The organism is Denitratimonas tolerans (assembly GCF_037203605.1).
Taxonomy (GTDB): Bacteria; Pseudomonadota; Gammaproteobacteria; order Xanthomonadales; family Xanthomonadaceae; genus Denitratimonas; species Denitratimonas tolerans.
The window spans coordinates 84,394-109,157 of record NZ_JBBDHC010000008.1; the positions used below are offsets into that span (position 1 = coordinate 84,394).

The 24,764-nt window shown below is 68.5% G+C and carries 27 protein-coding genes; 12 read left to right on the plus strand and 15 right to left on the minus strand.

Translation table 11 applies throughout. From position 1 onward, the window contains the following. Positions 1 to 5 precede the first annotated feature (5 nt). Together WB794_RS07330 and WB794_RS07335 are read right to left on the minus strand one after the other, a co-directional pair. The gene (locus WB794_RS07330) at positions 6 to 1,478 is read right to left on the minus strand and encodes a WS/DGAT/MGAT family O-acyltransferase (RefSeq protein WP_337335194.1); all 1,473 of its coding nucleotides are present in this window, start codon (positions 1,476 to 1,478) and stop codon (positions 6 to 8) included. Positions 1,479 to 1,579: 101 nt separating this feature from the next. Then, entirely contained in the window at positions 1,580 to 2,035 is a 456-nt protein-coding gene (locus WB794_RS07335) for a hypothetical protein (RefSeq protein ID WP_337335195.1), read from the minus strand. A gap of 105 nt (positions 2,036 to 2,140) precedes the next feature. On the opposite strand from WB794_RS07335, the gene WB794_RS07340 reads away from it, so the two are divergent. Beyond that, positions 2,141 to 3,835 carry an AMP-binding protein gene (locus WB794_RS07340; RefSeq protein WP_337335196.1) on the plus strand — a complete coding sequence of 565 codons (1,695 nt, stop codon included), beginning with the start codon at positions 2,141 to 2,143 and terminating at the stop codon, positions 3,833 to 3,835. A gap of 14 nt (positions 3,836 to 3,849) precedes the next feature. Here the strand turns inward: WB794_RS07340 and WB794_RS07345 are convergent, their stop codons facing one another. From WB794_RS07345 to rpsF, 10 genes are all read right to left on the minus strand, one after another. Further along, positions 3,850 to 4,206 carry a 7(1) septoil knot domain-containing protein gene (locus tag WB794_RS07345; protein ID WP_337335197.1) on the minus strand — a complete coding sequence of 119 codons (357 nt, stop codon included), beginning with the start codon at positions 4,204 to 4,206 and terminating at the stop codon, positions 3,850 to 3,852. Position 4,207: 1 nt separating this feature from the next. Next, a complete protein-coding gene (locus WB794_RS07350; RefSeq protein WP_337335198.1) occupies positions 4,208 to 5,209 on the minus strand; it encodes a helix-turn-helix transcriptional regulator in 1,002 nt (333 codons plus the stop codon). 119 nt (positions 5,210 to 5,328) lie between these two features. Next, on the minus strand, positions 5,329 to 6,849 hold the full coding sequence (gene lysS, locus WB794_RS07355) for a lysine--tRNA ligase (RefSeq protein WP_337335199.1): 1,521 nt from the start codon (positions 6,847 to 6,849) through the stop codon (positions 5,329 to 5,331). A gap of 128 nt (positions 6,850 to 6,977) precedes the next feature. Further along, positions 6,978 to 8,106 (minus strand): peptide chain release factor 2 gene (prfB, locus tag WB794_RS07360; RefSeq protein WP_337335200.1). Its coding sequence is split into 2 segments (ribosomal slippage): positions 6,978 to 8,030 and positions 8,032 to 8,106, totalling 1,128 coding nucleotides; the frame shifts between segments, so codons are not numbered across the junction. Beyond that, entirely contained in the window at positions 8,029 to 8,217 is a 189-nt protein-coding gene (locus WB794_RS07365; RefSeq protein ID WP_337335258.1) for a hypothetical protein, read from the minus strand. The genes prfB and WB794_RS07365 overlap by 78 nt, the downstream gene beginning before the upstream one ends. Beyond that, positions 8,214 to 9,293, minus strand: coding sequence for an alanine racemase (alr, locus tag WB794_RS07370; protein WP_337335201.1), 1,080 nt, complete (start codon positions 9,291 to 9,293; stop codon positions 8,214 to 8,216). The genes WB794_RS07365 and alr overlap by 4 nt, the downstream gene beginning before the upstream one ends. Next, the gene (locus WB794_RS07375) at positions 9,290 to 10,684 is read right to left on the minus strand and encodes a replicative DNA helicase (RefSeq protein WP_337335202.1); all 1,395 of its coding nucleotides are present in this window, start codon (positions 10,682 to 10,684) and stop codon (positions 9,290 to 9,292) included. The genes alr and WB794_RS07375 overlap by 4 nt, the downstream gene beginning before the upstream one ends. Positions 10,685 to 10,850: 166 nt before the next feature. Next, on the minus strand, positions 10,851 to 11,300 hold the full coding sequence (gene rplI, locus WB794_RS07380; protein WP_337335203.1) for a 50S ribosomal protein L9: 450 nt from the start codon (positions 11,298 to 11,300) through the stop codon (positions 10,851 to 10,853). Between the two features lie 142 nt (positions 11,301 to 11,442). Further along, positions 11,443 to 11,673: a 30S ribosomal protein S18 gene (gene rpsR / locus WB794_RS07385; protein WP_337335204.1), complete on the minus strand. Its 231-nt coding sequence runs from the start codon at positions 11,671 to 11,673 to the stop codon at positions 11,443 to 11,445. Positions 11,674 to 11,699: 26 nt separating this feature from the next. Further along, the gene (gene rpsF, locus WB794_RS07390; protein WP_337335205.1) at positions 11,700 to 12,122 is read right to left on the minus strand and encodes a 30S ribosomal protein S6; all 423 of its coding nucleotides are present in this window, start codon (positions 12,120 to 12,122) and stop codon (positions 11,700 to 11,702) included. A gap of 345 nt (positions 12,123 to 12,467) precedes the next feature. On the opposite strand from rpsF, the gene WB794_RS07395 reads away from it, so the two are divergent. Further along, a complete protein-coding gene (locus WB794_RS07395; RefSeq protein WP_337335206.1) occupies positions 12,468 to 12,785 on the plus strand; it encodes a DMT family transporter in 318 nt (105 codons plus the stop codon). Between the two features lie 20 nt (positions 12,786 to 12,805). Here the strand turns inward: WB794_RS07395 and WB794_RS07400 are convergent, their stop codons facing one another. Beyond that, positions 12,806 to 13,141 carry a HesB/IscA family protein gene (locus WB794_RS07400; protein WP_337335207.1) on the minus strand — a complete coding sequence of 112 codons (336 nt, stop codon included), beginning with the start codon at positions 13,139 to 13,141 and terminating at the stop codon, positions 12,806 to 12,808. Between the two features lie 139 nt (positions 13,142 to 13,280). Here WB794_RS07400 and asnS point away from each other — a divergent pair, with 139 nt between their 5' ends. The 3 genes from asnS to WB794_RS07415 are packed head-to-tail and all read left to right on the plus strand — an operon-like array spanning position 13,281 to position 15,308. Continuing rightward, positions 13,281 to 14,681 carry an asparagine--tRNA ligase gene (gene asnS, locus WB794_RS07405; protein ID WP_337335208.1) on the plus strand — a complete coding sequence of 467 codons (1,401 nt, stop codon included), beginning with the start codon at positions 13,281 to 13,283 and terminating at the stop codon, positions 14,679 to 14,681. A gap of 17 nt (positions 14,682 to 14,698) precedes the next feature. Then, positions 14,699 to 14,995 carry a hypothetical protein gene (locus tag WB794_RS07410; protein WP_337335209.1) on the plus strand — a complete coding sequence of 99 codons (297 nt, stop codon included), beginning with the start codon at positions 14,699 to 14,701 and terminating at the stop codon, positions 14,993 to 14,995. 13 nt (positions 14,996 to 15,008) lie between these two features. After that, the gene (locus WB794_RS07415; protein WP_337335210.1) at positions 15,009 to 15,308 is read left to right on the plus strand and encodes a hypothetical protein; all 300 of its coding nucleotides are present in this window, start codon (positions 15,009 to 15,011) and stop codon (positions 15,306 to 15,308) included. A gap of 52 nt (positions 15,309 to 15,360) precedes the next feature. On the opposite strand, the gene WB794_RS07420 is transcribed toward WB794_RS07415, so the two are convergent. Together WB794_RS07420 and WB794_RS07425 are read right to left on the minus strand one after the other, a co-directional pair. Then, the gene (locus WB794_RS07420; RefSeq protein ID WP_337335211.1) at positions 15,361 to 15,954 is read right to left on the minus strand and encodes a DUF2058 domain-containing protein; all 594 of its coding nucleotides are present in this window, start codon (positions 15,952 to 15,954) and stop codon (positions 15,361 to 15,363) included. A gap of 9 nt (positions 15,955 to 15,963) precedes the next feature. Continuing rightward, positions 15,964 to 16,173, minus strand: coding sequence for a SlyX family protein (locus WB794_RS07425; RefSeq protein WP_337335212.1), 210 nt, complete (start codon positions 16,171 to 16,173; stop codon positions 15,964 to 15,966). A 212-nt stretch (positions 16,174 to 16,385) separates the two neighbouring features. On the opposite strand from WB794_RS07425, the gene WB794_RS07430 reads away from it, so the two are divergent. The 7 genes from WB794_RS07430 (at position 16,386) to WB794_RS07460 (ending at position 24,762) form a co-directional block, all read left to right on the plus strand. Further along, complete coding sequence (locus WB794_RS07430) at positions 16,386 to 16,871, plus strand: DUF456 domain-containing protein (protein ID WP_337335213.1); 486 nt, start codon at positions 16,386 to 16,388, stop codon at positions 16,869 to 16,871. Between the two features lie 107 nt (positions 16,872 to 16,978). Further along, positions 16,979 to 20,437, plus strand: coding sequence for a transcription-repair coupling factor (mfd, locus tag WB794_RS07435; protein ID WP_337335214.1), 3,459 nt, complete (start codon positions 16,979 to 16,981; stop codon positions 20,435 to 20,437). A 102-nt stretch (positions 20,438 to 20,539) separates the two neighbouring features. Continuing rightward, complete coding sequence (gene pyrH, locus WB794_RS07440) at positions 20,540 to 21,271, plus strand: UMP kinase (protein WP_337335215.1); 732 nt, start codon at positions 20,540 to 20,542, stop codon at positions 21,269 to 21,271. 100 nt (positions 21,272 to 21,371) lie between these two features. Then, positions 21,372 to 21,929 carry a ribosome recycling factor gene (gene frr / locus WB794_RS07445; RefSeq protein ID WP_337335216.1) on the plus strand — a complete coding sequence of 186 codons (558 nt, stop codon included), beginning with the start codon at positions 21,372 to 21,374 and terminating at the stop codon, positions 21,927 to 21,929. 93 nt (positions 21,930 to 22,022) lie between these two features. Further along, on the plus strand, positions 22,023 to 22,781 hold the full coding sequence (uppS, locus tag WB794_RS07450) for a polyprenyl diphosphate synthase (protein ID WP_337335217.1): 759 nt from the start codon (positions 22,023 to 22,025) through the stop codon (positions 22,779 to 22,781). After that, positions 22,778 to 23,584 (plus strand): phosphatidate cytidylyltransferase, encoded by an 807-nt coding sequence (locus WB794_RS07455; protein ID WP_337335218.1) that lies wholly within the window; start codon positions 22,778 to 22,780, stop codon positions 23,582 to 23,584. Before uppS ends, WB794_RS07455 begins: the two co-directional genes overlap by 4 nt. After that, positions 23,581 to 24,762, plus strand: a complete 1,182-nt coding sequence (locus WB794_RS07460; protein ID WP_337335219.1) for a 1-deoxy-D-xylulose-5-phosphate reductoisomerase — start codon at positions 23,581 to 23,583, stop codon at positions 24,760 to 24,762. The genes WB794_RS07455 and WB794_RS07460 overlap by 4 nt, the downstream gene beginning before the upstream one ends. The last annotated feature ends 2 nt before the right edge of the window (positions 24,763 to 24,764 follow it).

The following is a 24,764-nucleotide window of genomic DNA, read 5'->3' on the forward strand; positions in this document are numbered from 1 at the left end:
CGTGCTCACGCGATGGCCGACAGCCGTCGCAAGGTGTCCTGCACGTCGCCGGGCTGGATCGAACCGTTCCAGTCCTCCATCAGTACCGCATAAATCAGGGTCTCGAACTGCCGCGCGAAGCGGCGCGCGACCCAGCCCGGATCGGGAATCGACTTGGCGTCGGCGATCAATCCGAAGTGCACTCGGCCCTGGTAGCTCAGGATCGACAGGCCAACCCCGATGCCGCCGGTCTGCGGCACCCAGAACATGAACTCGGTGATGGGCGCGCCGGCAAGATAGAGCGGCATCTGCGGGCCCGGGACGTTGGTCGCCACCGCGGACGCCTTGCGGCTGAAAATGTCGAGCGCGATGCGCTGCACGGGCGTGGGCGTCATGCCCAGCGTGGCGAGCGCGCCGAAGGTCATCAGCGCCTGGCGCGAGGACTTGATGCGGTTCATGTTTTCGGCCACCGCCAGCACGCGCGCGACCGGATTGGCCTGCCCCACAGGCAGTTCGAGGAACACCAGGCCGAAGTGGTTGCCGAGCTTCTTCGCGTGTTCGAGCGGTCGCAGATTGACCGGCACCGTGGCGCGCAGGATCAGGCCGTCGGGATCCTCGTCGCGCTCGACCAGGTAGTCGCGCAGCGCGCCCGCGGCACACGCCAGCAGCACGTCGTTGACCGTGCACCCCAGCACGCGCCCGACCGTCTTGACCTCGTCCAGGCTGAGCGGCTCGGCCCAGGCGCAGCGCTTGATGACGCCCAGCGGCCGCTTCAGCGCGGTAGGCGGATCGTCGCTCAGGGTCAGCGCCTGTGCCAGCTCGCGCGCGATTTCGCCGCCCTCGCGCGCAATCACCGTCGCCAGCCCCGGATCGCGGTAGAGCGCACGGCTGCCGTCGAGCACCCTGCCGCCGAGCTTCATCGCCTGATCGACCTGGCGCCGGCCGGGGTAGAAGAAACGGCGGGTGATCCTGTCCCCGTCCTGCTTGAGCCAGGCATCGGCCAGATTCTCGTCGGGCGCGGGCTCGGGCGAAACATCGGTGAGCGAGAGCAGCACCTGGACCAGGGCAATCCCGTCGGCGTAGCAGTGGTGCACGCGCGCGATCAGGGCGCTGCCGCCGTTGTAGTTTTCCACCAGATGGAACTGCCACAGCGGCTTGGAATGATCCAGCGCGGTGGACGCCAGCTGGCTGACCAGCCGCTGCAGCTCGGCGGTTCCCGCCTCGCCCGGCAGCGCGGTCAGGCGCACGTGCCATTCCAGATCGAAATCCGCGTCGGTCTCCCAGTGGCAGGAGGTGCCCGCATCGACGGCCTTCTGACGGAAGCGACGGAACGCCAGGAACCGCTCGCCGATGAGCTGGCGCAGCGCGGTGATCGACAGGCGCTGGCCGAACATCAGGACGCCGGTGATCATCATGAGGTTCGTGGGTTTTTCCATCCGCAGCCACGCGGTGTCCACCTTGGACATGGCTTCGCGCCCGTACCTGCTGCCGTAGGTCATCACCGTTTCCGATCCCGTTGTCGTCCGGCGATGGTGCCCGCGCGTCCCGGAGCCGTCAATGCGGACCCGGGGTGCCGAACCGCGCGGTCGGCGGGCAGCGATCAGAGCGCCGGTTCCCACTCCGCATGGAACACCTGCCAGCCATCATCGCCATCGCGCCAGTGGCTTTCCACCGTCCAGGGGCGCGCGCTGTCCGGCAGCAGGCCACCGCTGCCGCCCGTGGCCATCACGCTGAACTTCACCGTGGCGCGCTCACCGTGCAGGCTGACATCCAGCGGCCCCAGCGTCACGCCGATCGCGGCGTGGCGCAGCACCTGCACCCGCACGAGGTTGCGCAGACCGGTGCGGTCCAGCCCGGACCCGCCGGCGAAGTCGTCGGCCACGCCCGCCATGAAACCAGAAACTTCGCGCGCCTCGAGCGCCTGCTGCATTTCGGCGATGCGCTCGCGCAGGCGCGCTTCCGGCGGCGGGCGGGAGCACCCGGCAAGGCCCAGAATCACCAGCAGCACCGCGGCGGCGGCCCGAATCGCGGCACGCCACGCAAAACAACGATCCATTCGCCTTGCCCCGCCCGTTTCGCCTGTGCTCCAATCGGGAAACATACCGCGAACGCCCTGCGCGCGCAGGCTTTCGCCCCAAGAAGACCGCGGAGGAAGGCACCCATGAGCATCGAGCGTCCCTGGCTGGCGAATTATCCCAAAGGCGTCCCGGAACAGATCGATCTCAGCCAGTTCAAATCGGTGCCCGACGTGCTTGCCGTGGCCTGCCGCGACTTCGCCGCCCGCCCGGCCTACGAAAACCTGGGGCGCACCCTGAGCTATGCGCAGATCGACGCGCTGAGCCAGCAGTTCGCCGCCTACCTCCTGCACGGGCTAAAGCTCAAGAAGGGCGACCGCGTCGCCATCATGCTGCCGAACGTGCTGCAGTACCCCATCGCCATCTTCGGCGCGCTGCGCGCCGGGCTCACGGTGGTCAACACCAATCCGATGTATACCGCACGCGAGCTCAAGCATCAGCTGGTCGACTCGGGGGCTTCGGCCATCGTCGTGCTGGACAACTTCGCCGCCACGCTCTCGGAAGTGCTGCACGACACCCCGATCCGCCAGGTTGTCACCACCGGCGTCGGCGACCTGCTGGGCTTTCCCAAGGGCACCCTGGTCAACCTCACGCTCAAGTACGTGAAGAAGGCGATCCCCGAGTTCCACATTCCCGGTGCCATACGCTTCAACGATGCGCTCTCGCAGGGCGCCGGCAAGGCGTTGCCGTCGATCACGCTCTCGCATGAGGACATCGCCTTCCTGCAGTACACCGGCGGCACCACCGGCGTGGCCAAGGGCGCAATGCTCACCCACGGCAATCTCGTGGCCAACATGCAGCAGGCGGCCGCGTGGCTCGGCAGCAACGTCAAGCCCGGCGACGAGCACATCATCACGGCGCTGCCGCTCTACCACATCTTCGCGCTGACGGCGAACTGCCTGGTCTTCATGAAATTCGGCGGTCTCAACCATCTCATCACCAACCCGCGCGACATGGCGGGCTTCGTGAAGACCCTCTCGCGCATTCCCTTCACCGCCATCACCGGCGTCAACACCCTGTTCAACGGCCTGCTCAACACGCCAGGCTTCAGGAACCTGGATTTCTCCCACCTGCACCTGACCCTGGGCGGCGGCATGGCGGTGCAGCGCGCCGTGGCCGAACGCTGGAAACAGGCCACCGGCATCACCTTGGTGGAAGCCTACGGCCTCACCGAGACCTCCCCCGCGGCCTGCATCAACCCGATGAACCTGGCCGACTACAACGGCTCCATCGGCCTGCCGATCCCCTCCACCGACTGCTGCGTGATGGACGAGGAAAACCGCATCCTGCCCATGGGCGAAGTGGGCGAGCTGTGCGTGCGCGGGCCGCAGGTCATGGCCGGCTACTGGCAGCGCCCGGAGGATACCGCCGCGGTCCTTTCCGCCGACGGCTGGCTGCACACAGGCGACATGGCGAAGATGGACGCCAAGGGGTTCTTCTACATCGTCGACCGCAAGAAGGACATGATCCTGGTCTCAGGCTTCAACGTGTACCCCAACGAGATCGAGGATGTCGTTGCACAGATTCCCGGCGTGCTGGAAGTCGCGGCGGTCGGCGTCCCGGACGAAAAATCGGGCGAAGCGGTGAAGCTCGTCGTGGTGCGCAAGGATCCGGGCCTGACCGCGGACGACATCCGCAACTTCTGCCGCGCCGAACTGACCGGCTACAAGCAGCCGCGCATCATCGAGTTCCGTACCGAGCTGCCCAAGTCCAACGTCGGCAAGATCCTGCGGCGGGAATTGCGCGACAGCGCGCCGCACACATCCAACGGCACGCACTGAGTCCTTCAGCGCCTTCAGCGGATGCCAAGCCCGCGCGGCGGGCCGTTCCAGCCCGCCTGGCTGGCGTAGTCGACTTCGAGCACCTTGAGGTCGGCCTGCGAGGCGTAGTCGACGTAGAACACCTTGACCTGCGCCTGCGAGGCGTACTTGGCCTTCCACCACAGCGCATCGCCGTTCGCCTGGCTGCGATGGCGCACCCAGTGGATGCGCAGATCGGCCTGCGAAGCGTAGCGCACGCGGAACAGCTTGAGATCGGCCTGCGAGGCGTACTCGACCTCGTGCACGGTCAGGGCACCGGCAGGTGCCGGCGCGAGCAGCGCCAGCGCCAGCAGTGCGCCCGGCGCTCGTCGGATGCCCGCAGTCATCGGCATCTCACGCCTCCTCGGACCGATAGGCCTCGGCCAGCGCCTGGAACTCCTGCGCGAGGCGACGGCGCAGCCGCAGCGGCTTGATCACTTCGACCTCCCGACCCTGGCTGCGCAGCCACCAGACCAGCCGCTCGCTTTCATGCACCTGCGCGAAGACGCGGATGCCGTCCTCGCGGTACACGATGCGCTGGTCGTGCGACAGCCTGCGCTCTTCCAGGAAGCGCGCGAGCCACTCGCCGACGCGCAGTTCGAGCCGCAGCATCGCCTCGCCGGGAAGATCGAAGGCGTGGCTGCGAAGGTAGGTATCGAGGTCGAACCCCGCCTTGTCGCGCGCCGCGTCCGCGCTGACGCGCGCGCTGCGGATCCGATGCAGGGCCAGATGCCGGGCGTCCTCGAAGTCATCGAGCATCGCGACCAGATACCCGACCCGCCCCGAATACACCAGCGCCAGCGGATGCACGCGATAGTGCCGCGGCGCGCGCGCCCCGAGCGCCAGATAATCGGCTTCCAGACAGCGCCCGTGCAGGAGTCCCTCATGAACCTGGGCCAGGACATCGGCGGCAAGGTCGGGCGCGATCAGCGGCGCGCCGTCGTCGATCACCGTGACGCGCTTGCGCCAGCGCGTGATCGCGGGCGGAGCCAGGGTATCGAGCGCCGCGCGCGCGGCCCGCAGCCTCGGCGCCAGCGCGGCCTGCTGGGCAACCGGGAGCAGCGCGTGCAGGTGTTGCCCGAGCAGCTCCAGTTCCAGCGCCTCGCCCACGGCCAGGCCCGGCGCGATGACGTCCGGCGCGTCCGCGAGCCAGAACCACCCGCGCGGGCGGCCGCTGCTGTCGGAGCCGACTGGAAACTGCTGCGAGAGCCGCACCAGGTCGCGCTCCACGCTGCGCCGGTCGATGCTGAAGCCAAGTGACTCCAGCGACTGGAGGATCTGAGGAACGGTGCGCTTTTGCGGGTAGCGCGGCAGCAGACGCAGCATGTGGAGCAGGCGCATCGTGGTATCGGACATGGGGTCTCCCGCGGGCGGTGGCAGGGCGAGCGCGACGCCGGGTGTCGCAAACTGCGCCATCATGCCCCCAACCCGCGCCGCAGGACAGCCCCGGTGCGGGCGGCGTGAGCCCCGTCCTGCTACTTCGCGCCGCTGGATTCGGGGCGCATGTAGGGAAACAGCAGCACGTCGCGGATCGAGTCGCTGCCGGTCAGCAGCATCACCAGCCGGTCGATGCCCAGACCCAGGCCGCCGGTCGGGGCCAGGCCGTATTCGAGCGCGCGGATGTAGTCGGCGTCGTAATGCATGGCCTCGTCGTCGCCACCGTCCTTGGCCGCGACCTGGGCGCGGAAGCGCGCGGCCTGGTCTTCCGGATCGTTCAGCTCGGAGAAGCCGTTGGCCAGTTCCTTGCCGTTGACGAACAGCTCGAAGCGGTCGGTGAAGCCCGGCTCGGTGTCGCTGGCGCGCGCCAGCGGCGAGACTTCCTCGGGGTGCTGGGTGATGAAGGTCGGCTGGATCAGGGTGTGCTCGACCGTGGCCTCGAAGATTTCCAGCAGCAGCCGGCCCCAGCCCCATTCGCGCTTCACCTTGATCTTCAGGCGCTCGCAGTGGCGCGCCAGCGCCTCGCGATCGGTGCAGTCGGCCACGGTGATTTCCGGATTGTGGTGGCGCACCGCCTCGTCCATGCGCCAGCGCCGGAAGGCCGGGCCGAGGTCGATGGCGTTGCCTTCCCAGGTGACCGTGGTCGTGCCGAGCACCGTGCGCGCGGTGTCGCGGATGAGGTTTTCGGTAAGGTCCATGACGTCACTGTAGGTGGCATAGGCCTCGTACAGTTCCAGCATGGTGAATTCGGGGTTGTGGCGCGTGGAGACGCCCTCGTTGCGGAAGTTGCGGTTGATCTCGTAGATCCGCTCCAGCCCGCCGACCGCCAGGCGCTTGAGATACAGCTCCGGTGCCACGCGCAGGTACAGGTCGATGTCGAGCGCGTTGTGGTGGGTGACGAAGGGCCGCGCGGTGGCACCGCCGGGGATGAGCTGCATCATCGGCGTTTCCACCTCCAGGAAACCCCGCGCGTCGAGCCAGTTGCGCAGTTCGCGCACGATCTTCGAGCGCAGGATGAAGACCTCGCGCGATTCGGGCGTGACGATGAGATCCACGTAGCGCTGGCGGTAGCGCTGCTCGACGTCGGCCAGGCCGTGCCACTTGTCCGGCAGCGGACGCAGGCTCTTGGTCAGCAGGCGGATCGCATTGGCGCGGATCGACAGCTCGCCGGTGCGCGTGCGCGTGAGCGTGCCGGTGACGGCGATGATGTCGCCCACGTCCCAGCCCTTGAAGGCCTCGTAGGCCTCGCCCAGCGCATTGGCCTGCAGGAACACCTGGATACGGCCGGACTCGTCCTGGATCTGGGCGAAGCTGGCCTTGCCCATCACGCGCTTGGCCATCAGGCGGCCGGCCAGGTGCAGCTCGCGTCCGAGTCCTTCGAGCGCCTCGGCATCCCAGCGCCCGGCGTCGGCGAACTCGGCCTGCAGGTCGCCGGCGTAGTGCGCGCGGCGAAAGTCGTTGGGATAGGCCACGCCCTGCGCGCGCAGCGCGCGCAGCTTCTCGCGACGCTCGGCGATGAGGTGGTTTTCGTCAACGGGTGGGGTGGCGGAGTCGGTCATGGCGGTCAGCCTTGTAGAGCCGAGCTTGCTCGGCTGGAATCTTCCGAAGGCAGCGGAGCAGGCTCCGCTCTACGGGGTATTTCCGCTGCGGGAGCGGAGCGAGCTCCGCGCTACGGGGCGGTGGCACATCAGGCGGCGTCGCTGCGCTTGGAGCCGGCGTCCAGTCCGGCCTTGAGGGCGGCCTCGACGAATTCGTCGAGGTCGCCGTCCAGCACCTTCTGCGTATCCGAGCGTTCGATCCCGGTGCGCAGGTCCTTGATGCGGCTCTGGTCGAGCACGTAGTTGCGGATCTGGCTGCCCCAGCCGATGTCGGACTTGGTGGCCTCCACCGCGTCGCGCTCGGCGTTGCGCTTCTGCACCTCCAGCTCGTACAGGCGCGCCTTGAGCATCTTCATCGCGCGATCGCGGTTGGCGTGCTGGCTGCGCTCGGTCTGGCAGGCCACCACGACGCCGGTGGGAACGTGGGTGATGCGCACCGCCGACTCGGTCTTGTTGACGTGCTGCCCACCGGCACCCGAGGAGCGGTACACGTCGGTCTTGAGATCGGCGGGATTGATGTCGATCTCGATGTCGTCATCGACTTCCGGCGAAACGAACACCGAAGTGAAGCTGGTGTGGCGGCGGTTGTCCGAATCGAACGGGCTCTTGCGCACCAGGCGGTGCACGCCGGTTTCGGTCTTGAGCCAGCCGTAGGCGTGGTCGCCTTCGACCCGGATCGTGGCCGACTTGATGCCGGCCACGTCGCCGCCGGAGGCTTCCAGCAGCTCGGTCTTCCAGCCGCGATCCTCGCACCAGCGCAGGTACATGCGCAGCAGCATCTCGGCCCAGTCCTGCGCCTCGGTGCCGCCCGCGCCGGCCTGGATATCGACGAACGCGGGGGCGGCGTCCATCCGGCCCGAGAACATGCGGGCGAACTCGAGCTTGCCCAGTTCCGCCTCGATGCGCGCGACATCGGCGACCACAGCCTGCGCGGTATCATCGTCGCCCTCGGCTTCCGCCAGGTCCAGCAGCTCGGCCCCTTCCTCCAGGCCCTCACCGACGCGCCGCAGCCCGCCGACGATCTTGTCGAGGCTGGCGCGCTCGCGCCCGAGGGACTGTGCGCGCTCCGGGTCGTTCCAGACGTCCGGGCTTTCCAGCTCGCGCGTCACTTCCTCCAGGCGTTCGACCTTGAGGTCGTAGTCAAAGATACCCCCTGAGCGCGTCGAGGCGCTCGGTGAGGTCGGCGATCTGCGAGCGGACGGGATTGAGTTCGATCATGGCGAAAAGGCGTGCTGCACTGCGGAAAACAACCGTGAATCTTAACAGAAGCCGCGCCGGATCCGCCGCCCGGAACGCCGCGAGTGCCCGCATTCGGCGCGTGTGGATCACGCCTGCGCGAACCGCACCCGCCGCGTCAGCACGCAGCTCAGTTCGTAGCTGATGGTGCCGGCGCTGGCGGCGACTTCCTCGATGGCAAGCCCGTCACCCCAGAGCACCACCTCGTCGCCCACCTTCGCATCGGGTGCCTGCGCGAGATCCACCGTGACCAGATCCATCGATACCCGCCCCACGGTGCGGCAGCGCGCGCCGTTGACGAGCACCGGCGTTCCGGTCGGCGCGTGGCGCGGGTAGCCGTCGCCGTAGCCCACCGCCACCGCGCCGATGCGCATGGGTTCGGGGCACACGAAGCTGCCGCCGTAGCCGATGGCCGCGCCGGCGGGTTTGTCGCGCACCGCCACCAGGCGCGCGGAAAGCCGCATGGCCGGGCGCAGGCCGTCATCGGCGGCACAGCGGCCCGGCTTGGTGGTCAGCCCGTAGAGCGCGCCGCCGGGGCGAATCCAGTCGCCGTGGGCATCGGGGTGGTCGAGCACGGCGGTGGAGTTGGCCAGCGAGACGGGAAGCCCCAAACCGGCCGTCGCGGCGCGAAAGCGCGCGATCTGCCTGGCCACGGTCGGGCTGTCCGGTTCGTCGGAGGCGGCGAAGTGCGTCATCAGCACGATGTCGGGGGCCACGCCGGGAAGGGCGCGCAGCCGCGCCAGCGCCTCGGGCACCTCGTCGGGTGGAAAGCCCAGGCGGTTCATGCCGCTGTCGATCTTGAACCAGACGGAGATCGGCGCGGCTGCGCCGCGCGCTTCCAGCATGGCGATCTGGGCGGGATGGTGGATGACGGGGCGTACGTCGAGCTGGCGCAGGAGATCGATGTCCGCGGGCGCATCGAAGCCGCCGAACAGGACGATGGGCCGGGTCAGGCCGGCGTCGCGCAGGTGCTGCGCCTCGCCCTGCCCCGCCACGCCGAAGCCATCGGCATCGGCCTCCAGCGCCCTGCCCGCCGCCAGCGCGCCGTGGCCGTAGGCGTCGGCCTTGAGCACGGCCAGCATCCGGCTGCGCGGCGCACGGCGCTGCAGCAGATCCATGTTGTCGCGCATCGCACCGGCATCGATCCGCGCCAGCACCTCGCGGCTCATTCGAAGGAGCCCGAATACGGCTGCGCGGAATAGTTGTCGAAGCGGGTGAAGCGGCCGTTGAACACGAGCTTCAGCATGCCCGTGGGGCCGTTGCGGTGCTTGCCGATGATGATCTCGGCCAGGCCCTTGTCGGGCGAGTTTTCCTTGTTGTAGTACTCGTCGCGGTAGATGAAGACGATCATGTCCGCGTCCTGCTCGATGGCACCCGATTCGCGCAGGTCGGCCATCACCGGACGCTTGTCGGTGCGGCTTTCCAGCGAGCGGTTGAGCTGGGAGAGCGCGATCACCGGCACGTTGAGCTCCTTGGCCAGCGCCTTGAGCGAGCGGCTGATTTCGGAGATCTCGTTGGTGCGGTTTTCCCGGGTGCCGGGCACCTGCATCAGCTGCAGGTAGTCGATCACGATCAGGCCCAGCTCGTGTTCGCGCGCCATGCGCCGCGCGCGCGAGCGCAGGTCGATGGGCGACAGCGCCGGGGTGTCGTCGATGAAGATCTTGGAATCGGCCAGCATGGTGATGGCGCTGGTGACCCGGCTCCAGTCCTCGTCCTCGAGCTGGCCGGTCTTGAGGTGCTGCTGGTCGACGCGGCCGAGCGAGGAAATCAGACGGAAGGCGAGCTGGCTGGCGGACATTTCCATCGAGAAGACCGCCACCGCCTTGCTGGTCTTGAGCGAGGCGTACTCGGCGATGTTGAGCGCGAGCGAGGTCTTGCCCATCGCCGGTCGCGCCGCAAGGATGATGAGATCCGACGGCTGCAGCCCTGCCGTCATGTCATCCAGATCGATGAAGCCGGTCGGCAGGCCGGTGATCGCGCCCTTGTTCTCGTGGCGCTTGAGCAGGAGGGTGAAGGCCTCGTGCACGGCACCACGCATGGGCATGAGGCCGGTGCGCCCACGGGCACCGGCCTCGGCGATGCGGAACACTTCCTGTTCGGCCTTTTCCAGCACCGCCCGGCTGTCGCGCCCGCCAGGCTGGAAGGCGTCATTGACGATGTTCGTGCCGACGTCGATCAGGCGACGCAGGATCGCCTTCTCGCGCACGATGTCGGCGTAGCCGGAAATGTTGGCGGCGCTGGGAACGGTGCTCGCCAGCTCGATCACGTAGGCGCTGCCGCCGACCTGCTCGGCGAGGCCGTGGGACTGGAACCACTCGCCCAGGGTGACCGCATCGCTCGGCTTGCCCTGCTCGGAAAGCTGGCCGATGGCGCGGAAGATGAGCTGGTGGTCGCGCCGGTAGAAATCCTCCTCGCTCAGGCGATCGGCCACCTTGTCCCAGGCCTCGGCCGACAGCATCAATCCGCCCAGCACGGCCTGTTCGGCTTCGATCGCGTGCGGCGGCACGCGCAGCGCGTCGATGCGCGGGTCGCGATCCGGAAAGGAGTGGACGACAGCCATGAAGCGTGAATCCTGCAGCCGGGTAGGTGCCAATGATACGGGCAGGTCTCCTGCCGTGCAGGGGACATCCCTGTGGAAAAGCAGGGGACAAGCGGTCGCCGTTCCCCGAAACGACGACGGGCGCCGAAGCGCCCGTCGCAGTGCAGCGCGGGAAACCCGGGGGGGATCAGGCTTCCGCCTCGACCACGACCTTGACCGGCACCGTGATGTCGGCGTGCAGGTGCAGCATCACCTCGAATTCGCCGGTGCGGCGCAGCGGGCCTTCGCCCAGGATGACTTCGGACTTGTTGAGCGGCAGGCCGGCGGCGGTGAAGGCCTCGGCGATGTCGCGCGGACCGACCGAGCCGTACAGCTTGCCTTCGGTCGAGGCATTGGCGTACAGGGTCACGCTGGCGTCGGCGAAGCGGGCGCGGCGCGCATCGGCATCGCCCAGGAGCGCGGCGGCCTTGGCCTCGTACTCGGCGCGGCGCGCCTCGAATGCGGCGATGTTGGCCGCCGTGGCCGGAACCGCCTTGCCCTGCGGCACGAGGTAGTTGCGGCCATAACCGCGCTTGACGGTGACCTTGTCACCCAGGGCGCCGAGGTTGGTGACTTTCTGAAGAAGGATGAGTTCCATGGTGATTCTCCGTTTTCGTTAGCGGGCACTGGCCCGCAACGGGTGCTGTCCGAAAGGACGGGGAAAACCGCATCGCCCCCGCATTCCACCCGGCCGCCGCGCGGGGCGGCGACGGATGGAGCGCGACGTGATGCGGCGCGGATCAGGCGTCGTGGTTGTCGGTATACGGCAGCAGCGCGAGGAAGCGCGCGCGCTTGATCGCGGTGGCGAGCTGGCGCTGGTACTTGGCCTTGGTGCCGGTGATCCGGCTCGGCACGATCTTGCCGGTCTCGGTGATGTACTGGCGCAGGGTGTTGAGATCCTTGTAGTCGATCTCGGTCACGCCTTCGGCGGTGAACTTGCAGAACTTGCGGCGGCGAAAGAACTTGGACATGTCGATGTGCTCCTTGGGTCAGGCGATCAGGCGGCGTCGCGGCTGGCAGCCGCGCTGGAGTCGCCGGAGGCATCCGACGCTTCGCCACTTTCCGACTCGTCGTCGCGACGGCGGCGATCGGGCTTCTCGTCCTTGCTCTTGAGGATGAAGGACGCCTCGGTATCCGGGCCGTCGCGGCCGATGACCAGGTGGCGCAGCACCGCATCGTTGAAGCGGAAGCCGGACACGAGTTCCTCCAGCACCGGCTGGCTGCACTCGATGTTGAACATGACGTAGTGGGCCTTGACCAGATTCTCGATCGGATAGGCCAGCTGGCGGCGGCCCCAGTCTTCCAGGCGGTGGATCTTGCCGCCGTCGCCCTCGATCAGCACCTTGTAGCGCTCGATCATGGCGGGAACCTGCTCGCTCTGGTCCGGGTGGACCAGGAACACGACTTCGTAATGACGCATGGTTGTTTCCTCGTGGATGACGCCGACGTGACCCGGCGAACAGCCTCCCGCACGGGCGGTGAGGCAAGGTCTCCCGGCGCAGGCGGCGCAGGGAGCCGGGCATTGTAGGCGTAGTCGGGGGCCGGGCGCAATTTTGCCGGGGACAGGCATTGCAGCAGGCCGCTGTTCTCGAGCCAGGCCCGGCCGCACCGCCCCAGTCATGGTCGGCATTCATCTCCGGGAGCGCCTGGCGGCAGCTCCCGCCCCGGAACGCTGGCATCATGTCGGCCTTGCAGGAGGACGACCTCCCCCGCGCCATGCGGGCAGCCACGCGGGACGGCCCGGAACGTTGCAGGAGTCCTTGTGATGGCGTGGATCTCGCTACTGCTGGCAGGCGTGCTGGAGGTGGTGTGGGCGTTTTCGATGAAGCGTTCGGAAGGCTTCACCCGGCTTGCGCCCAGCCTCGTCACCCTGGTGGCGATGATCGCCAGTTTCGTGCTTCTGGCACGCGCGATGCGCGAGCTGCCGCTCGGCACGGCCTACACGATATGGACCGGCATCGGTGCCGTCGGAGCCTTTGCGCTGGGCGTCCTGGCGCTGGGCGAACAGCTTTCGCCCATTCGCGTCGCCGCAGCCGGGCTGATCGTCGCGGGCCTGGTGCTGATGCGGGTCTCGGAGGGGTGACGCGGGGCCGCGCGGGGCCGTCAGAATCCCTCGCTCACGGTGAAACTCTCGCCGCAGCCGCAGCCGCCGGTGGCCCTGGGATTGTCGAACACGAATTCCTGGTTGAGGCCGCGGCGAACGAAGTCGATCGTGGTGCCGTCCACCATCGGCAGACTGCGCGGATCGACCAGCACCCTCACGCCTTCCTGCTCGAACACGGCGTCATCCGACTCGACCCGTTCGGCCACATCCACGGCGTAGCCGAAGCCCGAGCAGCCGCTCTTCTTCACCCCAAGGCGCAAACCGGCGGCACCGGGGCGGGTTTCAAGGAAGCGCCGCGCGCGGTCAAGGGCGGCCGGGGTCAGTTGGATGCTCATGGGTCGTCCAGTGGAAGCTCGTCTGATCGAATCGGGCCAAGGTAGCGCCGCAGGCCGGCGGCGTCCATGCCATGACGGCCGGCCGTTTCGCTATCATGACCGACCCCATGTGCGCCCGGCGGCGCGGAGATTCAAGGCAATGTCAGTGGTCAGCGTGCAGAAGGCACTTTCGGGCGACATCGGCACCGGCAGCGAAGTCACGGTCCGCGGCTGGGTGCGCACCCGGCGCGACTCCAAGGCCGGGTTGAGCTTCGTCAACCTGAGCGACGGCTCGTGCTTTGCGCCGATCCAGGTCGTGGTGCCGGACTCGCTGGAAAACTACGAATCGGAGGTGAAGCGCCTTTCCGCCGGCTGCGGCGTGATCGCCACCGGCACGCTGGTGCCCTCGCAGGGCGCGGGGCAGAGCTTCGAGCTGCAGGCGACGGCGATCGAGATCACCGGCTTCGTGGAAGACCCGGAAACCTATCCGATCCAACCCAAGGCGCACTCGCTGGAGTTCCTGCGCGAAGTGGCGCACCTGCGCCCGCGCACCAACCTGTTCGGCGCAGTGACCCGCATCCGCCACTGCCTGGCACAGGCCGTGCACCGCTTCTTCCACGAGCGCGGCTTCTACTGGATCAGCACCCCGATCATCACCACCTCCGATGCCGAAGGCGCGGGCGAAATGTTCCGCGTCTCCACCCTGGATCTTGCCAACCTGCCGCGCGATGCCGGGGGCGCGGTGGACTTTTCGCGCGACTTCTTCGGCAAGGAAACCTTTCTCACGGTCTCGGGCCAGCTCAACGTCGAGGCCTACTGCCTGGCGCTGAGCAAGGTCTACACCTTCGGCCCGACTTTCCGCGCGGAAAACTCCAACACCACCCGGCACCTGGCCGAGTTCTGGATGATCGAGCCGGAAATCGCCTTCGCCGACCTCAACGACGATGCCAATCTGGCCGAGGAGTTCCTCAAGTACCTGTTCCGCGCCGTGCTGGCCGAGCGCGGCGACGACATGGCCTTCATCGCCGAGCGGGTGCAGAAGGATGCGATCACGCGGCTGGAGAAGTTCGTCGAGGCACCGTTCGCGCGCATCGAGTATGGCGAAGCGATCCGCCTGCTCCAGGCCAGCGGCAGGAAGTTCGACTATCCGGTCGAATGGGGACTGGATCTCCAGACCGAGCACGAGCGCTGGCTCACCGAGGAACACGTCGGACGCCCGGTCGTGGTGGTGAACTACCCCGAGCACATCAAGGCCTTCTACATGCGCCTGAACGACGACGGCAGGACGGTCGCTGCGATGGACGTGCTGGCGCCGGGCATCGGCGAGATCATCGGCGGCAGCCAGCGCGAGGAGCGCCTGGACGTGCTCGACGCGCGCATGGACAAGTTCGGGCTGGATCGCGGGCACTACGGCTGGTACCGCGACTTCCGCCGCTACGGCACGGTGCCGCACGCGGGCTTTGGCCTGGGTTTCGAGCGGCTGGTCGTCTACGTGTGCGGCCTGTCCAACATTCGCGATGCGATTCCCTACCCGCGCGCGCCGGGCCAGGCGGAATACTGATCGTGGGCAATCGCTGAATGGGCATGTTCCTCGCATTGATCGCCGTCGCCGTCGCCATCTCCGGCACGCTCGCCTTCGCGCTGTTCTGGGCGATGACGCTGGTGCACCTGCGCGACCGGCACCCTGCCGTGCTGCAGGGCTTTGGCACGATTCCCTTCATCGCGCCCGGTGCGCTGAACTGGCTGCTGCTGGGGCGCTATCGCGCGCTGCTGGATCGGGCGCTCAACGGCCTGGCGACGCCGGCGCGACTGGCCCTCTGGTGCACGCTGGGCGCGCTGGTCATGGCCGCCGCACTCTGGCTGGTCTATCGATGAGGCGCACCCGCTCATGACCGGCAGCGATCAGTGGTGGGTGGTTCGGCTGGGAAACCTGCTGATCTGGAGCCGGCTGCGGCTGCGCGCTTCGGGCACGGCCGAAGTACTCGACAGCGTCGGCAACACCCTCAGCTACGACAGCGAGGACAGCGCGCGCGCCGCCCTGCTCGATGCCGGATTCCTGGCGCTCGACGGCATGGACCACGACGACGCCGCCGCACTGGGCCTCGGGCTGGAGCAGCTGGTTCCGCCCGAAGGCGACGACGAGGCGCTGCGCACCCGCATGGTGCAGCCGTTCCCCGCACGCCATTGAGCCCGTCCGCGGCGCGTCCCGCCTTCGGGCTCAGCGCCGCACCCGGCACCGCTCACCACACCAGATCGTCGGGCACCTGATAGCGCGGGTCGGCATAGTCCTCCTCGGACGGCGGCGCGTTCGGGTCGACCTGCAGCGCGAGCGAATCGGCGAGGATGGCTTCGGCCTGCGCGCCATCGGCGGCGGTGACCAGGTGATAGCGTCCGGCGAGCTGCACCACCGCCAGCGTGCCGGCATTGAGCGCGGCCAGCTGGTCGGCGGTGACGTGGATGCGGCGGATCTTGCCGCCGTAGGGGAAATGCCGCGCGATTTCCGCGGTGTCGTCGTTGAGCCGCACGCGCCGCAGGAACTCGTCCAGCTTCGCCCGCGCCTCGCGGCGCTGGCGCGCGTCCTCCTGACGCTGACGTTCGGCGGCGATGCGCTCGTCCTTTTCCTTCTGCGCGCGGATGGCAAAGGCCTTGCCGAGGTCGATGTCGCCCTCGTGACGCGGCCGGCCGCGGCCTTCCGGGCGGCGCGCCGGCGCGCCCCTGGCCTCACCCGAAGGTCGGCCGTGCTCCTGCCGGCGCTCGGGCTTGCGCTCGGCCACCGGCTTGGGTGTCGGCTTGAAGCCGAGCTTCATCAGCTGGTCCTTCAGCGAATCGGTCATCGGTCACTCTCAATAGTGCGGGGGCGGCGGCTCGTTGGCCGCGCCCGAGGACAAGCCTTCGCGCAGGCTCAGGAGGTCCGCCGTGGCCTCCGTCAGCGCGCGGCGCAGCGACTCCAGCTCCAGGCGCTGGCGGTTGACCAAGTCGCCCAGGTCCTGCAGCGCGGATTCCTGGAAGGCGAGCCGGGTTTCGATTTCGATCAGGCGGGCGTCGTCGTTCATCGCCGGATTTTACCCGCTGGCGGGTGCGGGTTTCACGCAGCGTGTACGCGATGCCGGTCACAACGGGCGGCACCCGCATGAACGCGTGCCCCACGCCGACGCGCGCCGCGCCGGCGGACAAGGCGATGGACGCTACCATCTGCTTCCTGCATTGCGCCCGCCTGGCCTTTCCAGCCTGTATGCGGAGCAATGGGCCACCTTGCGGATCCGGCATGGACTATTCCATCGTTCTCCACGTTCTCGGTGCCCTGCTGGTCATCATCGGCCTGGCCGGCTCGGTCCTGCCTGCGCTTCCCGGCACGCCGCTGATGTTCGTCGGCATGCTGCTGGTGGCCTGGGGCACGGGTTTTACCACGCTCGGCTGGGGCATTCTCGCCATCCTTGCTGCCCTGACCATGCTGTCGCTGGTGCTGGATTTCGTCGCCAACCTGCTCGGCGCCAAGCGCGCCGGTGCGAGCCGACTGGCCCTGGTCGGTGCGGCGCTCGGCACCCTCATCGGATTCTTCTTCGGGCTCGCCGGCATCCTGCTTGGCCCCTTCATCGGTGCGTTTGCGGGCGAGTACATCCACAGCCGCCACGGCGGCATGGCCACCCGCGTCGGCATCGGCACCTGGGTGGGCATCCTGCTGGGCCTGGTGGCGCGCGTCAGCATCGCCTTCCTGATGCTGGGCATCTTCGCGCTCGCTCTGGTGCTCTGAAACGCCCTGCCGCCTCCGCGATCCTGCCGGTGCGCGCCGCGATTCCCCTACACTAGCCGGCTCACTTCCACCGTTTCGCACAGCGCGCCACGCGCGGCGATTGTCTGATGACATCGATCCTCCATCCCCCGCTGCCCCACGGCAGCCAGAAACGCGCCGACTGGCGCGCGCCGTCGAGTCTTTCCGCGCTGTCGCTGGCGGTGGCGCGCGCGGCCGGCGAGCACCCCGGGCTGCTGCTGGCGGTCACGCGCGACAGCCACGCCGCGCGCGTGCTGGAAACCGAGCTGGCGATCTTCGCGCCCGAGCTGCCGGTGCTGCCCTTTCCCGACTGGGAAACCCTGCCCTACGACCTTTTCAGCCCGCAGCCGGACATCATTTCCCAGCGCGTGGCCACGCTCTACCGGCTGCCGTCGGTGACGCGCGGGGTGCTGGTGGTGCCGGTCTCCACCCTGATGCAGCGCCTGGCACCGCCGGGCTTCATCGCCGGGCAGTCGCTGGTGGTCGAACACGGGCAAAGGCTCTCCCTGGAAACCGAAAAGCGCCGCCTGGAGGCCGCCGGCTACCGCAACGTGCCGCAGGTTCTCGATCCCGGCGATTTTGCGGTGCGCGGCGCGCTGCTCGACATCTTCCCGATGGGTAGCCCCGAGCCGTATCGCATCGAGCTGTTTGACGAGGACGTGGACTCGATCCGCACTTTCGATCCGGAAACCCAGCGCTCGCTGCACAAGGTCGATGCGGTGCGCCTGCTGCCGGCGCGCGAGTTCCCGCTCGACGAGGAGGCCTCGAAACGCTTTCGCGGCGCACTGCGCGAGCGCTTCCCGATCGATCCGCGACGCTGCCCGATCTACCAGGACATGAAGGAAGGCGGCACGCCGGCCGGCGTCGACTACTACCTTCCGCTGTTCTTCGAGCACACCGCCACGCTGTTCGACTACCTCGGCACCGATACGCTGTGCCTGCTGGGCGAAGGCGCGCTGGAGGCGGCCGAGGCCTTCTGGGCACAGACCGGCGAGCGGCACGAACAGCGCCGCCACGATATCGAACGCCCGGTGCTGCCGCCCGCCGACCTGTTCCTGCCGCCCGAAGCCCTGCGCGAAACGCTCAACCAGCGCCGCCGCATCGAAGTGCTCGGGCGAGACCATCCGCGCCACGAACAGGCGCACGCCCTGGGCGATGCGCCTGCACCCGCCCTGCCGCTGGTACACAAGGGCGAGGCCAGCGCCGCGGCGCTGCGCGGATTTCTCGAAAGCTACCCGGGCCGGGTGCTGATCGCCGCCGATTCCGCCGGCCGGCGCGAAGCCTTGATCGACACCCTCGGCCACCTCGGGCTGAAGCCGGAAACGGTGGCGGACTGGAACGCTTTCTTCGCTTCCGCGCCCCGATTCACCATCACCGTGGCAGCGCTGGAAGACGGCTTCGCCCTGGCCGAGCCGGCGCTGTGCGTGCTCACCGAGCGCCAGCTCCATCCCGAACGCGCGGTCGGCACGCGCCGACGCGCCCGCGCCGGGCGCGATCCGGAAACTATCCTGCGCGACCTCTCGGAAATTTCCGCAGGCTCGCCCATCGTGCACGAGGATCACGGCGTGGGCCGCTACATCGGGCTGGAAATGCTCGACGTGGGCGATCAGCGCGCCGAGTTCCTGTGCATCGAATACGCCAAGGGCGACAAGCTCTACGTGCCCGTGGCGCAGCTGCACCTGGTCAGCCGCTACGCCGGGGCTTCGCCCGAACTTGCGCCGCTCCATTCGCTGGGCGGTGAACAGTGGGAAAAGGCGAAGAAGAAGGCCGCGGAAAAGGTCCGCGACGTGGCCGCCGAGCTGCTGGAAATCCAGGCGAAGCGCCAGGCCCGCGCCGGCATTGCGCTGCAGGTGGATCGCGCCATGTACGCGCCGTTCGCCGCGCAGTTCCCGTTCGAGGAAACCCCGGATCAGCTGGCCGCCATCGAAGCGGTGATCGCCGATCTCGATTCGGCCCAGCCGATGGATCGGGTGGTCTGCGGCGACGTCGGCTTTGGCAAGACCGAAGTCGCGGTGCGCGCGGCCTTCGTCGCCGCCGCCGCCGGCAAGCAGGTGGCCGTGCTGGTGCCCACCACCCTGCTCGCCGAGCAGCACTACCGCAACTTCCGTGACCGTTTCGCCGACTGGCCGCTGCGCGTGGAGGTGCTCTCGCGCTTCAAGACCGCGAAGGAGATCAAGGCCGAACTCGACACGCTTGCCGCCGGCGGGATCGACGTCATCGTCGGCACCCATCGGCTCTTGCAGGAGGACGTGAAGTTCAAGGATCTCGGCCTGGTCATCGTCGACGAGGAACAGCGCTTCGGCGTGCGCCAGAAGGAGCGCCTCAAGGCGATGCGCGCGCAGGTGCACCTCCTCACGCTGACCGCCACGCCCATCCCGCGCACGCTGAACATGGCGATGGCGGGTCTGCGCGACCTGTCCATCATCGCCACCCCGCCACCGAACCGCCTGGCCGTGCAGACCCTTGTGACCCAGTGGGATCCGGCGCAGATGCGCGAAGCCTTCCAGCGCGAACTGGCGCGCGGCGGGCAGGTGTACTTCCTGCACAACGAGGTCAGCGACATCGAGCGCGTGGCGCGCGAGCTGGGCGAACTGGTGCCCGAGGCGCGCATCCGCGTCGCCCACGGCCAGATGCCCGAGCGCGAACTGGAACAGGTGATGCTCGACTTCAACCGCCAGCGCTTCAACGTGCTGGTGTGCACCACGATCATCGAATCGGGCATCGATATCCCCAACGCCAACACCATCGTGATCGACCGCGCCGACCGCTTCGGCCTGGCCCAGCTGCACCAGTTGCGCGGCCGCGTCGGGCGCTCGCACCATCGTGCCTGGGCCTACCTGATCGTGCCGCCGGACAAGGCCATGACCCCGGACGCGCGCAAGCGCCTGGAGGCCATCGCCTCACTTGATGAACTGGGCGCAGGCTTCACCCTGGCCACGCACGACCTGGAAATCCGCGGTGCCGGCGAGCTTTTGGGCGAAGGCCAGTCGGGCCAGATCGCCGAGGTCGGCTTCTCGCTCTACACCGAGCTGCTGGAGCGTGCGGTGCGCTCGATCAAGCAGGGCAGGATTCCGGACCTGGACGATGCCGACCGCCACGGCGCGGAGGTCGAGCTGCACATTCCCGCGCTCATTCCCGACGACTACCTGCCCGACGTGCACACCCGCCTGACGCTCTACAAGCGCATCGCCTCCGCGCCCGATGCCGAGGCGCTGCGCGAACTGCAGGTCGAGATGATCGACCGCTTCGGCCTCCTGCCCGACCCGCTCAAGAACCTCTTTGCCGTAGCGGAACTGCGCAACGCGGCGACCGCGCTGGGTGTGCGCAAGCTGGAGCTGGGCGAGCGCGGCGGCCGTATCCGGTTCGTGCCGCAGCCGAAAATCGACCCCATGACCATCATCCGCATGATCCAGGGCCAGCCCCGCGTCTTCCAGATGGACGGCCCCGACAAGCTGCGCCTGAAGCTGGAGCTGCCCGGTGCCACGGAGCGCCTGGCCGCAGCACGCGACCTGCTGCACGCCTTCGGCGGCAAACCGCCGGGTGGGTGAGGGCGTGCGGGGCTGACCTGGAGCTGCACGGCGCGACGACCGCGCCCTTTTCGCCCATCCACTCGGCTACAATTCCGCCGTTTTGTGCCTCCGGAGCCGAACATGAACGCCCCCGCCGCGCCGAAGTATCGCCGCATCCTGTTGAAACTCAGCGGCGAGGCGCTGATGGGCGCTGCCGATTACGGCATCGATCCCGAAGTGCTCGGACGCCTGGCGCGCGAGATCGTCGAACTGCAGAACGACGGCGTGGAAGTGGGCCTGGTGATCGGCGGCGGCAACATCTTCCGCGGTGCCGGCCTCGCCTCGGCCGGCATGGATCGCGTCACCGGCGACCATATGGGCATGCTGGCCACCGTGATGAACGCGCTGGCCATGCAGGACGCGCTGGAAAAGCTCGGTGCCCGCGCCCGGGTGATGAGCGCGATCAAGATCAACGAGGTCTGCGAGGACTACATCCGCCGACGCGCCATCCGTCATCTGGAGAAGGGCCGCATCGTGCTGTTCGCGGCCGGCACCGGCAACCCGTTCTTCACCACCGATTCGGCCGCCGCGCTGCGCGCGGTGGAAATCGGCGCCGAACTCCTGCTCAAGGCGACCAAGGTCGACGGCGTCTACGATGCGGACCCGAAGAAGAAGAAGGACGCGCGCCGCTTCGAGCACCTGTCCTACGACGAGGTCATCTCCCGCGATCTGCAGGTGATGGACACTGCCGCGATCGCGCTGTGCCGCGACTACAACCTGCCGCTGCGCATCTACGACATCACCCGCCCCGGCGACCTCAAGCGCATCGTGCAGGGCAAGGCCATCGGCACCCTCGTGCACGGGCGCAGCTGAGCGCCCGGGATCGGAGCTCCACGCGCGCGGGCGCGCCGCGGTGCGGCGCGTTTCGCCTATACTTCCGGATTGCCCACCCCATTCGACCGGAACCCGGCCCATGCTCAACGACATCAAGAACGACACCCAGGCCCGCATGGCCAAGTCCATCGACGCGCTGCGCTTCGAACTGGCCAAGGTCCGCACCGGGCGCGCCAGCACCGCGCTGGTCGACAACCTGAAAGTGGTGTACTACGGCTCGGACATGCCGCTCTCGCAGGTGGCCACGGTGGCGGTGGCCGATGCGCGCACGCTCACGATCACGCCCTGGGAAAAAGGCATGGTCGGTGCGATCGAAAAGGCGATCTACGCCTCCGACCTCGGCCTCACGCCGAACACCGCCGGCACCGTGATCCGCATCAACCTGCCGCCCCTCACCGAGGAGCGCCGCCGCGAACTGGCCAAGCACGTGCACAGTGAAGGCGAGAACTCCAAGGTGGCGATCCGCGGCGTGCGGCGCGACGCGCTGCAGCAGGTGAAAGAGCTGCAGAAGGCCAAGTCGATCAGCGAGGATGAAGAGCGCCGTGCCGAGGACGACATCCAGAAGCTCACCGACCGCTTCGTGAAAGACGTCGATGCCGTGGTCAAGGCCAAGGAAGACGAGCTGATGGCGGTGTGACCGGAGCCGGGAATCGAGAATCCATGAACGGAAATGGAAAGCGGTGAGCGGGTGCCCGCTGAAACCGATGCCGCCCAACGCTGCGGGTGCTGCTTGAACGATTCCCCATTCCCCATTCCCGATGCCGCACGGCCGCGCCATATCGCGATCATCATGGACGGCAACGGGCGCTGGGCAAAGGCGCGGCACCGACCGCGCAGCCTCGGCCACCGCGCCGGCGCGCGCGCGGCGAACCTGTGCATCGACGCCTGCCTGGACGCCGGCATTCCGGCGCTGACTCTGTTCGCGTTCTCGCGCGAAAACTGGCAGCGACCCGATGAGGAAGTCGGCGCGCTCATGCAGCTGTTCCTGCGCGCGCTGGACCGGGAAGTCGACGAGCTGAACCGACGCGGGGTGCGGCTGCGCTTCATCGGCGAGCGCGATGCCTTCAGTCCGGACATCCGCGAGCGCATGGCGCGCGGCGAGGCGCTGACCCTGCGCAACACGCGCCTTCACCTGACCATCGCGGCCGACTACAGCGGCCGCTGGGACCTGGTGCAGGCGGCGCGGACCCTGGCCCGGCAGGTGGCGGGCGGCTCGCTTTCGCCCGAGGCCATCGACGAGGCGCGCCTGGGTGCGGCGCTCGCGCTGTCCGATCTGCCCGAGCCGGATCTCTTCATCCGCTCCGGCGGCGACATGCGCATAAGCAACTTCCTGCTGTGGCAAGTGGCCTACTGCGAGCTGTATTTCACCGACACCCTGTGGCCGGATTTCGACGCGACGGAGCTGCGGCGCGCGCTCGATGCGTTTGCGCAGCGCGAGCGCCGCTTCGGTCGAACCTCGGAACAGCTCGCCATGGAGGCCTCGCCATGAGGCAGCGCGTCATCACCGCACTTGTGCTCGCACCGGCGGTCGTCGCCGGCATCCTGCTGCTGCCACCGGGCCCGCTCATGGCACTGGTCGCCGCGGCGCTGCTCGCCGGCCTGTGGGAGTGGACGCGGCTGATCGGGTTCACCGCTCCCGTGGCCCGCGCGCTGATCCTGCTCGCCCATGCGGCGGCAATGGCGTGGCTGGCGCGATTCGGCTGGTCGGCACTGTTTCCCTGGGTCGCGCTGGCCGGAACGCTCTGGTGGCTGTGCGCGCTGGCCTGGCTGCGCCAGCCGACGCTGGCCAAGGCGGCGACGCCCGGCAACCGCGCGCTGAAGCTGATGATCGGCACGCTCCTGGTCGTGCCCACCTGGTGTGCCTTCGCCCTGCTGCACGCGGACGCGCCGATCTGGGCGCTCTATGCGCTGCTGCTGGTATGGGCGGCCGACACCTTCGCATTCTTCGCCGGACGACGCTTCGGCGGCCGCAAGCTCGCGCCCGCCATCAGCCCCGGCAAGACCTGGGCCGGGTTCTGGGGCGGGCTGTTCGGCGTGCTGGTGCTGGCGCTGGCGATGGCACCCCTGCTAAGCGTGTCGCTGCGCGAGCTGCCGCTGCTGCTTGCGGTCAGCCTCATCGCCAGCCTCGCCTCGGTGCTGGGCGATCTGTTCGAAAGCGTGATCAAGCGCCAGGCCGGGGTCAAGGATTCGGGCCGCCTGCTGCCGGGACACGGCGGCGCGCTGGATCGCATCGACAGCCTGCTCGCCGCGCTGCCGGTACTGGCCATCCTCAAGGCGTGGTTCGGGCTGTGAGGCGAATCGCGATCCTGGGGGCCACGGGATCCATCGGCGGCAGCGCGCTGGATGTCGTCGCGCGCCATCCGCAGCGGTTTCGCGCCAGCGTGCTGAGCGCCAACGAAAACGTCGACGCGCTGGTCGCGCTGTGCTGCCGCTTTCAGCCGGATGTGGCCATCATCGCGCGGGAAGACCGGTATGCCGCGCTGCGCGACGCGCTGGCGCAGGCTTCGCCCGCGACGCGCCCGATGGCGGGAATCGCGGCGCTGGCGGACGTCGCCGCGTCCGAGCTGTGCGATACGGTCGTTGCGGCCATCGTCGGTGCCGCCGGCCTGGGCTCGACGCTGGCCGCGGCGCACGCGGGAAAGCGCATCCTGCTGGCCAACAAGGAATCCATCGTGGTCGGCGGTGCCCTGCTGATGCAGGCGGTGCGCGCTTCGGGTGCCCGGCTTCTGCCGGTCGACAGCGAGCACAACGCGCTTTACCAGTGCCTTCCCGAACCGGCGATCGGGAGCGCGATGCGGCCCGAGGTGCGACGCCTGGTGCTGACCGCCTCGGGCGGCCCCTTCCGCGGCTGGAGTCGCGAGCAGCTCGCCCCGGTCACGCCCGAACAGGCCTGCGCCCACCCCAACTGGCGCATGGGCCGCAAGATTTCGGTGGACTCGGCCACGCTCATGAACAAGGGGCTGGAGGTGATCGAAGCGCACTGGCTGTTCGATGCTCCGCCGGAGCGCATCGAGGTCGTCGTGCATCCGCAGAGCATCGTGCACTCGCTGGTGCAGTACACCGACGGATCGACCCTGGCCCAGCTCGGCAATCCGGACATGCGCACCGCGCTGGCCTACGGACTCGCCTGGCCCGAGCGGATCGAGGCGGGCGTCCCGGACCTCGATCTCGCCGCAGTGGCCCGGCTCGACTTCCAGCCACCGGACGAAGTGGCCTTCCCCTGCCTGCGCCTGGCGCGCGAGGCCCTGCGCGAGGGTCCGGCAGCCACCACCATCCTCAATGCGGCCAACGAAGTGGCGGTTTCAGCCTTTCTTCAGGGACGGCTGAGTTTCCTAGGCATCGCGGCGCTGCTGGAATCCACCCTGACCAGGCTGCACGAACGCGAGGCGGCGGATATTCCGGCACTGCTGGACATTGACGCGCGCGCGCGCCGGACGGCGCTTTCCCTGATCACCGACGAGGCATTCTGATC